Origin of the sequence: Paraburkholderia nodosa (assembly GCF_001718195.1) — a bacterium.
Lineage (GTDB): Bacteria > Pseudomonadota > Gammaproteobacteria > Burkholderiales > Burkholderiaceae > Paraburkholderia > Paraburkholderia nodosa_A.
Genome location: NZ_MCNV01000006.1, coordinates 167,904 through 178,871 on the forward strand (window position 1 = coordinate 167,904; position 10,968 = coordinate 178,871).

The following is a 10,968-nucleotide window of genomic DNA, read 5'->3' on the forward strand; positions in this document are numbered from 1 at the left end:
CTCCCCAACCGGGGAGCCCTTTTTTGCTTCGAACGCGGCCCCACGAGGGGGCGCGTACGAGAACCCATTAGTGCTGGTTCATCTTGCGCAGGCGCTGGATCGCCGCGAGCTGCGCGACCGCGTAGGCCAGTTCAGCCTGGGCGGTGGCGTACTCGAGGTTCGAGCCGGCGTTCTGCAGCGTCTCTTCAGCGCGCTTGCGCGCTTCCGTAGCCTTCGCCTCGTCGAGATCCTTGCCGCGGATCGCGGTGTCGGCGAGCACCGTGACGGCGCCCGGCTGCACTTCGAGAATGCCGCCGGCGACGAACACGAACTCTTCACCGCCGTCTTCCGCCACGATGCGCACTGCGCCCGGACGAATACGCGTGATGAGCGGCGTGTGCCCCGGCAGAATGCCCAGCTCGCCCGCCTCGCCCGGAAGCGCGACGAACTTCGCCTGGCCGTCGAAGATGCTCTCTTCGGCGCTGACGACGTCTACCTTGATGGTTGCTGCCATATGTGTCGACTCCTTGGGGATTAATTGGCTGCTGTGGCGGATAAGTCGCGCGACTTATCCGCACTTCGGCAACTAACCCTTACTGGATCTTCTTGGCCTTTTCGAAGGCTTCGTCGATCGTGCCGACCATGTAGAACGCCTGCTCCGGCAGGTGATCGCATTCGCCGTCAACGATCATCTTGAAGCCGCGAATCGTTTCCTTCAGCGGCACGTACTTGCCCGGCGAGCCCGTGAAGACTTCCGCGACGTGGAACGGCTGCGACAGGAAACGCTGGATCTTGCGAGCGCGGGCCACCGTCAGCTTGTCTTCCGGCGACAGTTCGTCCATGCCCAGAATCGCGATGATGTCGCGCAGTTCCTTGTAGCGCTGCAGCGTTTGCTGCACGCCGCGCGTGATCGAGTAGTGCTCTTCGCCGATCACGTTCGGGTCGATCTGGCGCGAGGTCGAGTCGAGCGGGTCGACTGCCGGGTAGATACCCAGCGAGGCGATGTCACGCGACAGCACGACGGTTGCGTCCAGGTGGCCGAAGGTCGTAGCCGGCGACGGGTCGGTCAAGTCGTCCGCAGGGACGTACACGGCCTGAACCGACGTAATCGAGCCCTTCTTGGTCGACGTGATGCGCTCTTGCAGCTTGCCCATTTCTTCAGCCAGCGTCGGCTGATAGCCCACTGCCGACGGCATACGGCCGAGCAGTGCCGACACTTCGGTGCCAGCCAGCGTGAAACGGTAGATGTTGTCGACGAAGAACAGCACGTCGAGGCCTTCGTCGCGGAAGTGCTCGGCCATCGTCAGACCGGTCAGCGCGACGCGCAGACGGTTGCCCGGCGGCTCGTTCATCTGGCCGTACACCAGCGCGACCTTGTCGAGAACGTTCGAGTCCTTCATTTCGTGGTAGAAGTCGTTGCCCTCACGGGTACGCTCGCCCACGCCCGCAAACACGGAGAAACCACCGTGTTCCTTGGCGATGTTGTTGATGAGCTCCATCATGTTGACGGTCTTGCCCACGCCAGCACCACCGAACAGACCGACCTTGCCGCCCTTTGCGAACGGGCAGATCAGGTCGATAACCTTGATGCCGGTTTCGAGCAGTTCCGCCGACGGCGACAGCTCGTCGAACGCCGGAGCCTTCTGGTGGATCGAGCGCGTCGTTTCGCTCACGATCGGGCCAGCTTCGTCGATCGGACGGCCGAGCACGTCCATGATGCGGCCGAGGGTCGGCTTGCCGACCGGCACGCGGATGGGGTTGCCCGTGTTCTTGACCACGGTGCCGCGGCGCAGGCCGTCAGCCGAACCCAGACAGATGGTGCGGACAACGCCGTCGCCCAGCTGCTGCTGCACTTCCAGGGTCAGTTCCGACCCTTCGAGAATCAGCGCGTCGTAGATCTTCGGCATGCTCTCGCGCGGGAATTCCACGTCGATCACCGCGCCGATGCACTGTACGATCTTGCCTTCTACCAAAGCAGTTGTACTCATCGATTTTCCTTTAGATACCTGAATTCTTCACTCGCTCACCGGCATACACCGGCGCGGTTTCGCAATCGGTTCGCGCTCGTCGCTTGATCAAACGGCTGCTGCGCCGCCGACGATTTCCGAAAGTTCCTTCGTAATCGCGGCCTGGCGGCTCTTGTTGTACGAGAGCTGCAGTTCGTTGATGACCGTCTTCGCGTTGTCCGACGCCGCCTTCATCGCCACCATACGGGCCGACTGCTCCGAAGCCATGTTTTCCGCCACGGCCTGATAGACCAGAGCTTCGACATAGCGCACCAGCAGTTCGTCCACGACGGTTTGCGCGTCCGGCTCGTAGATGTAGTCCCACGCCGACTTCGGCGTCGTGCCGTCGTCATCCGCTTCCAGACGCTCGGCCGACAGCGGCAGCAGTTGCTCGATTACAGGCTCCTGCTTCATCGTGTTGACGAAGCGCGTGTACGCGAGGTACACGGCGGAAAGCTTGCCTTCCGAGTACTGGTCGAGCTGCACCTTGATCGCGCCGATCAGCTTTTCGAGGTGCGGCGTGTCGCCGAGTTGCACAACGTTCGAGACGACCTTCGCGCGCAGACGATTCAGGAAACCGAGGCCCTTGCTGCCGATCGCAGTTGCTTCGATCGTCGTGCCGGATGCTTCCAGCTCCTTGAACTTCTGCAGCGTCGCGCGCAGCACGTTGGTGTTCATCCCGCCGCACAGACCCTTGTCGGTCGTGACGAGAATCACGCCTGCGACCTTCGCACCGGTGTTTTCCACCATGAACGGGTGGCGGTACTCGGGGTTCGCACGGCTCATGTGCGCAGCGATGTCGCGGACCTTGTCGGCATACGGGCGGGCGGCGCGCATGCGCTCCTGGGCACGGCGCATTTTCGACGCCGCGACCATTTCCATCGCCTTGGTGATCTTGCGCGTGTTTTGCACGCTCTTGATCTTGCCGCGAATTTCCTTCATTCCAGCCATTGCTTTGCTCCTTTGTCGACCCGGGTCAGCGCTTCATTCAGCGCTTACCCGGGTCCCAGTCCGTTTATCGTGTTTGATTCCCGGACGGATCAATATGCGCCGGACTTCTTGAAGTCCTTGAGAGCCGCGTGGAGCGCGTTCTCGTCGTCCTTCGACAGGTCCTTCTTGTCCTCGATGCGCGCGACGAGGTCAGCGTGCTTCGACTTCAGGTATTCGCGCAGGCCCTTTTCGAACGGCAGGACGTCCTTGACGTCGATATCGTCGAGGTAGCCGTTGTTCGCCGAGAACAGCGCAACAGCCAGTTCCCACACTTGCAGCGGCTGATACTGCGGCTGCTTGAGCAGTTCCGTCACGCGGCGGCCGCGCTCGAGCTGCTTGCGGGTCGCTTCGTCGAGGTCCGATGCGAACTGGGCGAATGCAGCCAGTTCACGGTACTGCGCGAGGTCGGTACGGATACCGCCCGACAGCTTCTTCACGACCTTCGTTTGAGCCGCACCACCCACACGCGACACCGACACGCCGGCGTTGATTGCCGGGCGGATGCCTGCGTTGAAGAGGTCGGTTTCCAGGAAGATCTGGCCGTCGGTAATCGAGATCACGTTCGTCGGAACGAATGCGGTCACGTCGCCGGCTTGCGTTTCGATGATCGGCAGTGCGGTGAGCGAACCCGTCTTGCCCTTCACTTCGCCGTTCGTGAACTTCTCGACGTAGTCGGCCGACACGCGCGCGGCGCGCTCGAGCAGACGCGAGTGGAGATAGAACACGTCGCCGGGGTAGGCTTCACGGCCCGGCGGGCGGCGCAGCAGCAGCGAGATCTGACGGTATGCCCAGGCTTGCTTGGTCAAGTCGTCATAGATGATCAGGGCGTCTTGACCGCGGTCGCGGAAGTATTCGCCCATCGTGCAGCCGGCATACGGTGCGAGGTACTGCAGCGCGGCCGATTCCGAAGCCGAAGCGGCAACGACGATCGTGTATTCGATCGCGCCCGTTTCTTCGAGCTTGCGCAGCACGTTCTGGATCGACGAAGCCTTCTGACCGATGGCGACGTAAATACAGATGAGGTCCTTGCCCTTCTGGTTGATGATCGTGTCGACGGCCACCGCGGTCTTGCCGCACTGACGGTCGCCGATGATCAGCTCACGCTGGCCACGGCCGATCGGCACCATCGAGTCGATCGACTTCAGACCCGTTTGCACCGGCTGCGACACGCCTTCACGCCAGATCACGCCCGGAGCGATCTTTTCGATCGCGTCGGTCATCTTGGCGTTGACCGGGCCCTTGCCGTCGATCGGGTTGCCGAGCGGGTCGACCACGCGGCCGATCAGTTCGGGGCCAACCGGCACTTCGAGAATGCGGCCCGTCGTCTTGACGATGTCGCCTTCCGAGATGTGCTCGTACTCACCCAGAATCACGGCGCCGACCGAGTCGCGCTCGAGGTTCAGCGCGAGGCCGAAGGTATTGCCCGGGAATTCGAGCATTTCGCCCTGCATCACGTCCGACAGGCCGTGGATACGCACGATACCGTCGGTCACGGAGATCACGGTGCCCTGATTGCGAACGTCTGCGCTCGCTTCAAGGCCCTGGATCCGGCTCTTGATCAGCTCGCTGATCTCAGAGGGATTGAGTTGCATTATTCGCTCCTGATGTTCAATTCTGTTGCGTGCCAGCCGCCGCGCCCGATTACTGGAATCGAGGCGCTCAGGCGGTCAACGCCGCCTGCATGCTGGCGAGCCGCGCGCGGACCGAGGTATCGAGCACTTCGTCGCCGACCGTGACGCGCACGCCGCCGATGAGCGAGTTGTCGATCTCGACGGTCGGCTTCAGCTTGCATTTGAACTTGCGTTCGAGGCTGGCGACGAGGTCGTTCAACTGGGCGCCTTCGAGCGGGAACGCGCTGACGATCACTGCGTCAGCAGCACCTGCCTTGGCGTTCTTGAGCGCTTCGAACTGCGTCTGGATTTCCGGCAGCAGTGCCAGGCGATGATTCTCGATCAGCATCTGCACGAGGTTCTTCACCTCGGCCGATTCCTTGACCGGCGACTTCACCGCCGCGAGCAGCAGCTCGGCGACCTGGGCATGGCTCACCTTCGGGCTCGTCGCGACCGACTGCACCTCGGGCAAGGCCGCAACCTGTGCCAGCTCCGAAACGAGCGTGGACCAGGCGGCGGTGTCACCAGCTTCGGCCACGCCAAACAATGCTTCTGCGTACGGGCGGGCGATGGTTGCAAGTTCGGCCATGATCAGAGCTCGGCTTTCAGTTGATTCAGCAGTTCGGCGTGGGCCGACTGATCGACTTCGCGCTTCAGGATCTGCTCGGCGCCTTGCACGGCGAGGGCGGCGACTTCGGCGCGCAGGGCTTCGCGTGCCTTGACCACCTGCTGGTCGGCGTCGGCCTTCGCCTGAGCGATGATGCGCGCCGCTTCGGCGTGTGCCTGGGCCTTGATTTCTTCTGCGACCGCCAGTGCGCGCTTTTCAGCGTCGGCGATACGGCTTTGACCCTCGTTACGGGCCGTAGCGAGCTCTTCGCCGACGCGCTTGTGCGCCGCTTCGAGTTCCGCCTTGCCCTTTTCCGCAGCGGCGAGGCCGTCTGCGATCTTCTTCGAGCGCTCGTCGAGGGCGTTGATCAACGGCGGCCACACGAACTTCATCGTGAACCACGCGAGGATCAGGAACACGACCATTTGCGCAAACAGGGTTGCGTTGAGATTCACGGTGTTTCCTTAATCGTTGCTATTCCGGGGAATTGAAACGGCAAGGCGCTCATCGGTTGTGAAACTCGATCAGCGCCTCGTCTCCCGTTCCGCCATGCGCCCACTACCCGTTATAGGTCAGGCGCAACCTTCCAGGGAACTTAGCCCGCGAGCTTCGAGAGCAGCGGGTTAGCGAACGCGAACAGCATTGCAACACCAACGCCAATCAGGAACGCTGCATCGATCAGACCAGCCAGCAGGAACATCTTCGTCTGCAGCGGGTTCATCAGTTCAGGCTGACGTGCGCAGGCTTCGATGTACTTGCCGCCCATCAGGCCGATACCGATACAGGCGCCGATTGCACCCAGGCCGATGATGATGCCGATACCGATGGCCGTGAAACCCTGGATGTTGGCGATGAAAGCTTGCATGATCACTCCTTATTGAGATTTTCTGGAACTGGGGATTTAAAACTGCAAATCTGGTTTGACGAGCACTTAGTGCTTGTCGTGTGCCTGGCCGATGTACACCAGCGTCAGCATCATGAAAATGAACGCCTGCAGCAGAACGATCAGAATGTGGAAGATCGCCCAGACGCTGCCCGCAATCACGTGGCCGATGAAGCCAAGCACCGTCGTGTCCGCGCCGAAGCTCCACAGACCGCCCAGCAGCGCGATCAGCAGGAACAGCAGCTCGCCTGCATACATGTTGCCGAACAACCGCAGGGCGAGCGAAACCGTCTTGGCGACGAACTCGATGATGTTCAGTGCAAGGTTCGGGATCCACAGCAGCGGATGCGCGCCGAACGGGGCCGAGAGCAGTTCGTGTGCGAAGCCGCCAGGACCCTTGATCTTGAGGTTGTAGTAAATCATCAGCACGAACACGCCGAGCGCGATGCCGAACGTGCCGTTGAGGTCGGCAGTCGGGACGATGCGCTGGTGCGGCAGCGCTTCGGACAGGCCGAGCCAGCCGATCACGCGCGTGGGCAGGTCGACGGGAATGAAGTCGAGGGAGTTCATGAGCGCGACCCAGATGAACACGGTCAGCGCGAGCGGTGCGATGAATGCGCGGTTGCCATGGACGATGGACTTGGACTGGTCCTCGACCATCTCTACCAGCATTTCGATGGCGCACTGGAAGCGGCCCGGTACGCCCGGGGTCGCCTTGCGCGCAGCGAGGCGCAGGATGAGGATCGTCACTACGCCGCACAGAATCGACCAGAACAGCGTGTCGATGTTCCAGACGCTGAAGTCGACGATCGACGTCTGGTGCGAGGTCGCAAAGTTCTGCAAGTGGTGAGCAATGTACTCGGACGGACCCGGTCCGCTCGTTCCTTCGCTAGCTGCCATATCGTTAGAGCCACCCAAATTGTCGAAAATCGTTTTCGGCCGTTCCCGCCGCAATACTGTATTGCGGGAACGCGCCGCCGTGGATCGTGTCTTATCTGCTTCGCATCGGCCAGCTAACTTCCACCGTCATCGCTTCGACGCCCTGACTTGAGGCGGCGCGATGTTGGCGGGTCAGCGCCACGCGAGCGCGATCCAGTATGTCTTTAGTGCGATCAGGTACGTGACGAGCAGCGGAATCCACAGCACGTCGTGATACCAGAACGCGATGGCGACGAACATCGCAATCGTCGCCCCCATCTTGAAGGCTTCACCGAGCATCCAGTTAAATACGGTGCCCGCCCTGCTCAACTGCTTCAGGCGCGCCGCGAACAGCGCACCGGGTAACCAGCAGATCGCTCCGCCCAGGAAGGCCGACAACGCAGCACTGCCCGGCGGCTTATAAAACAGCCACCACGCCAACGTTGCAACCAGGGACAAAACCACTTGCGCCGCGACGACACGAAACGGCGTGACGCGCGATGGGCGACTCACCTGTGCGCCGAAAATTTGCTCGGCTTCGGCCCGGGTGAGCGGAACGATGTCGTTGTTATCTTGCTGGCTGGCGTCCAGTTCATCCCAGCGCGCGTTGTGATCCGCTTTGGATACAACGCGTCCGGAAGTTCTTGCCGCTGCATCCTGCCCCCGGCTGGATGCTCCGGCTGCGCCCGGCGGTACATCGGGCCCTTCATGCGCCTGCGGCGCTTCGTCTGGCCTCTGACCCACCATCGCTTTATTCCGGAAATTCGCCTTGCACGCGTTTTATTACAGCGTACTTACGGCATCGCCAACCAAATAAATCCGGGCGATTGTAAGCGATAGTTGCAGGCAATTCAAGACTTTAGGCCCTTCAATAACACCCGTGAAATGCGACTTCATGATGCGGAAAACTCCGCGCCGCGAGGGTGTGACCGGTAACTGTAAGGGATGCAGCAGGCAAAGCGCAATCATCAGGATGACCAGGTAATTTCGAGCCCATCTGGCGCGCAATCCGGGCTATGCGCCAGGATGTGGGACGGGGTGCCGTCAGAACAGATGCAGCAGCAGCGCGCCGCCCAAAAAGGCCGCGATCCAGAACGGCACAGCGACCAGGTGAAACAGCAACCACACGCCGCGCTGGCCGGACAGACGCACGGCGATGAGGTTCGCCAGCGAGCCGATGGCCACCCCGAAGCCCCCCACGCTCACGCCGAACGCGAGCGCGCGCCAGTCGTGCGTGAAACCCGCGAGCACAATGGCGGCCGGAACATTGCTAATCACTTGCGACAGCACCGCCCCTGCGGCAAAAGCGCGCATCGGCGTTTGCAGCGACAGTGACGTCAGCGCGTGATGGATGGCGGGCAGCGCGGCCACGCTGCGCAGGACGATGAACATCAGCACGAAGATCAGCAGCAGCAGCCAGTCGATCTTGAGCACGATGCGAATTCGCCAGATCACAAAGCCCGCGGCGACGGCGGCAAGTGCAACGCCTGCGTGGTGCGCATCGGCGAGCAGCACGAACGCGACGAAGAGCACAGCCGCCACGCTCGCAAGCGCCCGGTCGACGCGCTGCGGCGCGGCGTCTTTCGAGAGATCGAGCGGTACGGTCTTGAAAAGAAACGCTGTGAGCAGGATGAGCATCGCCATGAGCAACGCGCAAAGCGGTGCGAGCCCCACGACGAAGCGTCCGAACGATACCCCGCTCACCTGCCAGAGAAACAGGTTCTGCGGGTTGCCGAGCGGCGTGAGCACCGACCCCGCGTTCACGGCAAGCGCGATGACGATCACGAGGCGCTTGAGCGGCAGCGGCGTGAGCTTGTGCAGCGACAGCACGAGCGGCACCACGACGAAAAGCGCCACATCGTTGGTCACGATCATCGCCAGCACCGCGGCCAGCGCGACGAGCAGCAACGCGAGCCCGCGCTCCGAGTGAATGTAGTGGACGAGCTTGTGCGCGAGCCAGGTCAGCAGTCCTGAATATTCGATACCCTTCGTCAGAATGAGCAGACCCGCGAGGGTCATCACCGTTTGCCAGTCGACAAGTGCGGGCAGCGAGGCGATGGGACGAGGTGCGTAAATCTGCAACGCCACGAACGCCACGATGAGGATCGCGAGCACCGGCTCCGAAACGGCGAATGCGCCGATGCGGCGCAACAGGCTCAAGGGCTCAGGCGCCCCCTGCTCCGATTCGCGCACCGGATTTATGCGCCGGCGCGCGCGTTTGCCGTGGCGACGTGCATCGCGCCCATCACGCGGCCGTTTCGCCGCGCAGGCGCAGCAGGATGCCGTCGAGCGCATCGAGGTCGCCGAAGTCGACCGTGAGCTGCCCTCGTCCGCGTCGGCCGAGCTTGATCTTCACCGATGCGGCGAGCAGGTCCGACAATTCCTCTTCGAGGCGGCGCGTGTCGCGCCCGCCATCGTGCGCGGCCTTCGCCTTGACTGCCGGTGCGGCCTTCGTGGTGGCCGAAACGAGCTTCTCCGTTTCACGCACCGACATCCGCTTGTTGACCACCTGGTTCGCCAGCGTGATCTGCGTGGCCGCGTCCACGGCGAGCAGCGCACGGGCGTGGCCCATGTCGAGGTCGCCGGCCAGCAGCATGGTCTGCACGGGCGCCGCGAGATTGAGCAAACGCAGCAGGTTCGACACCGCGCTGCGCGAGCGTCCCACCGACTCGGCCGCCTGCTCGTGCGTGAAGCTGAACTCGTCGAGCAGGCGCTGGATGCCCTGCGCCTCTTCCAGCGGATTCAGGTCCTCGCGCTGGATGTTCTCGATCAGTGCCATGGCGGCGGCGGCCTGGTCGGGCACATCCTTCACGAGCACCGGCACTTCGGTGAGGCCAGCGATGTGCGCAGCACGGAAGCGTCGCTCGCCCGCGATGATTTCATAGCGCCCCGTCGCAACCGGGCGCACGAGAATCGGCTGCATCAGACCCTGCGCGCGAATGCTCGCGGCCAGCTCCTGGAGCGCGCCCTCGTCCATGCGCGTGCGCGGCTGATACTTGCCGGCCTGCATCTGCGTGAGCGGCAGCGTGTTAGGCGCGCCGTCGATCTTCACCGCCTCGGTGATGTCCGCGCTGCCGCCGAGCAATGCTTCCAGCCCCCGGCCCAGCCCCTTCTTCCGTGCTACTGCATTCATCGTGCTTCCCCAGTCTCGTCAGAGTGCGCGCACGCGCTCGATCATTTCCGCGCCGAACTGCACATAGGCCTGTGCGCCGCGCGAGGCGCGATCGAACACCACACCCGGCAAGCCGTAGCTCGGAGCTTCAGCGAGGCGGACGTTGCGCGGGATCACGGCGTCGAAGACCTTGTCGCCGAAGTGCTCTTTCAACTGCTCGGAAACCTGCTGCTGCAACGTAATGCGCGGATCGAACATCACGCGCAGAAGGCCGATCACCTTCAGGTCGCGATTCATGTTCGCGTGGACCTGCTTGATCGTATTGATGAGATCCGAAAGACCTTCGAGCGCGAAGTATTCGCACTGCATCGGGATCACCACGCCATGGGCGGCGCACAGGCCGTTGAGCGTGAGCAGCGAAAGCGCCGGCGGGCAATCGATGAGGACGAAGTCGTAATCGGCGTCGACTTCGGCGAGCGCGGCCTTCAGGCGCCGCTCGCGCTGCTCGACCGTCACGAGTTCCACCTCGGCGCCGGCCAGCTCGCGGTTGGCCGGCAGGACGTCGTAACCGACCTGTTCCGGTCGCGTGCGCGCAGCGTTCACCGTGACACCGTCGACGAGCACCTCGTAGACCGTGTTCTCGCACGCGGCCTTGTCGATGCCGCTGCCCATCGTGGCGTTGCCCTGCGGGTCGAGGTCGATGAGAAGGACACGTTGTCCCTGCGATGCGAGGCTCGCGGCGAGATTGACCGTTGTCGTCGTCTTGCCGACGCCGCCCTTCTGGTTCGCAACGCAGAAGATTTTTGCCATCTTTCGTGTGTCCCTTTTACTGCCTTAAGTAGTTTGCTTACGTTATGACGCAA

The 10,968-nt window shown here is 62.6% G+C and carries 12 protein-coding genes; all 12 read right to left on the reverse strand.

Going from position 1 to position 10,968, the window contains the following annotated elements:
- Window positions 1–67: 67 nt before the first annotated feature.
- Window positions 68–493: a F0F1 ATP synthase subunit epsilon gene (locus tag BFD71_RS13425; RefSeq protein ID WP_028203314.1), complete on the reverse strand. Its 426-nt coding sequence runs from the start codon at window positions 491–493 to the stop codon at window positions 68–70.
- 79 nt (window positions 494–572) lie between these two features.
- Window positions 573–1,967 (reverse strand): F0F1 ATP synthase subunit beta, encoded by a 1,395-nt coding sequence (atpD, locus tag BFD71_RS13430; RefSeq protein WP_069264444.1) that lies wholly within the window; start codon window positions 1,965–1,967, stop codon window positions 573–575.
- Window positions 1,968–2,054: 87 nt separating this feature from the next.
- Complete coding sequence (atpG, locus tag BFD71_RS13435) at window positions 2,055–2,936, reverse strand: F0F1 ATP synthase subunit gamma (RefSeq protein WP_069264446.1); 882 nt, start codon at window positions 2,934–2,936, stop codon at window positions 2,055–2,057.
- Window positions 2,937–3,025: 89 nt separating this feature from the next.
- Window positions 3,026–4,567 carry a F0F1 ATP synthase subunit alpha gene (gene atpA / locus BFD71_RS13440; RefSeq protein ID WP_069264448.1) on the reverse strand — a complete coding sequence of 514 codons (1,542 nt, stop codon included), beginning with the start codon at window positions 4,565–4,567 and terminating at the stop codon, window positions 3,026–3,028.
- A 67-nt stretch (window positions 4,568–4,634) separates the two neighbouring features.
- Window positions 4,635–5,174, reverse strand: a complete 540-nt coding sequence (locus tag BFD71_RS13445; RefSeq protein ID WP_028203310.1) for a F0F1 ATP synthase subunit delta — start codon at window positions 5,172–5,174, stop codon at window positions 4,635–4,637.
- Window positions 5,175–5,176: 2 nt separating this feature from the next.
- Window positions 5,177–5,647: a F0F1 ATP synthase subunit B gene (locus BFD71_RS13450; protein WP_028213229.1), complete on the reverse strand. Its 471-nt coding sequence runs from the start codon at window positions 5,645–5,647 to the stop codon at window positions 5,177–5,179.
- A 140-nt stretch (window positions 5,648–5,787) separates the two neighbouring features.
- Complete coding sequence (atpE, locus tag BFD71_RS13455; RefSeq protein ID WP_028203308.1) at window positions 5,788–6,057, reverse strand: F0F1 ATP synthase subunit C; 270 nt, start codon at window positions 6,055–6,057, stop codon at window positions 5,788–5,790.
- Between the two features lie 66 nt (window positions 6,058–6,123).
- Window positions 6,124–6,975, reverse strand: a complete 852-nt coding sequence (gene atpB / locus BFD71_RS13460) for a F0F1 ATP synthase subunit A (RefSeq protein ID WP_069264450.1) — start codon at window positions 6,973–6,975, stop codon at window positions 6,124–6,126.
- 171 nt (window positions 6,976–7,146) lie between these two features.
- Window positions 7,147–7,740, reverse strand: coding sequence for an ATP synthase subunit I (locus BFD71_RS13465; RefSeq protein ID WP_083245236.1), 594 nt, complete (start codon window positions 7,738–7,740; stop codon window positions 7,147–7,149).
- 297 nt (window positions 7,741–8,037) lie between these two features.
- Window positions 8,038–9,186, reverse strand: coding sequence for an SLC13 family permease (locus BFD71_RS13470; RefSeq protein WP_069264737.1), 1,149 nt, complete (start codon window positions 9,184–9,186; stop codon window positions 8,038–8,040).
- Between the two features lie 52 nt (window positions 9,187–9,238).
- A complete protein-coding gene (locus BFD71_RS13475; protein WP_042265990.1) occupies window positions 9,239–10,126 on the reverse strand; it encodes a ParB/RepB/Spo0J family partition protein in 888 nt (295 codons plus the stop codon).
- Between the two features lie 18 nt (window positions 10,127–10,144).
- Complete coding sequence (locus tag BFD71_RS13480) at window positions 10,145–10,915, reverse strand: ParA family protein (RefSeq protein WP_069264452.1); 771 nt, start codon at window positions 10,913–10,915, stop codon at window positions 10,145–10,147.
- Window positions 10,916–10,968 lie beyond the last annotated feature (53 nt).

Bases quoted from the DNA above. Each gene is read 5' to 3' on its own strand.
- BFD71_RS13480 (WP_069264452.1), bottom strand. From the start codon at position 10,915: ATGGCAAAAATCTTCTGCGTTGCGAACCAGAAGGGCGGCGTCGGCAAG.
- atpG (WP_069264446.1), bottom strand. From the start codon at position 2,936: ATGGCTGGAATGAAGGAAATTCGCGGCAAGATCAAGAGCGTGCAAAAC.
- BFD71_RS13445 (WP_028203310.1), bottom strand. From the start codon at position 5,174: ATGGCCGAACTTGCAACCATCGCCCGCCCGTACGCAGAAGCATTGTTT.
- atpA (WP_069264448.1), bottom strand. From the start codon at position 4,567: ATGCAACTCAATCCCTCTGAGATCAGCGAGCTGATCAAGAGCCGGATC.
- atpB (WP_069264450.1), bottom strand. From the start codon at position 6,975: ATGGCAGCTAGCGAAGGAACGAGCGGACCGGGTCCGTCCGAGTACATT.
- BFD71_RS13475 (WP_042265990.1), bottom strand. From the start codon at position 10,126: ATGAATGCAGTAGCACGGAAGAAGGGGCTGGGCCGGGGGCTGGAAGCA.
- atpD (WP_069264444.1), bottom strand. From the start codon at position 1,967: ATGAGTACAACTGCTTTGGTAGAAGGCAAGATCGTACAGTGCATCGGC.
- atpE (WP_028203308.1), bottom strand. From the start codon at position 6,057: ATGCAAGCTTTCATCGCCAACATCCAGGGTTTCACGGCCATCGGTATC.
- BFD71_RS13425 (WP_028203314.1), bottom strand. From the start codon at position 493: ATGGCAGCAACCATCAAGGTAGACGTCGTCAGCGCCGAAGAGAGCATC.
- BFD71_RS13465 (WP_083245236.1), bottom strand. From the start codon at position 7,740: ATGGTGGGTCAGAGGCCAGACGAAGCGCCGCAGGCGCATGAAGGGCCC.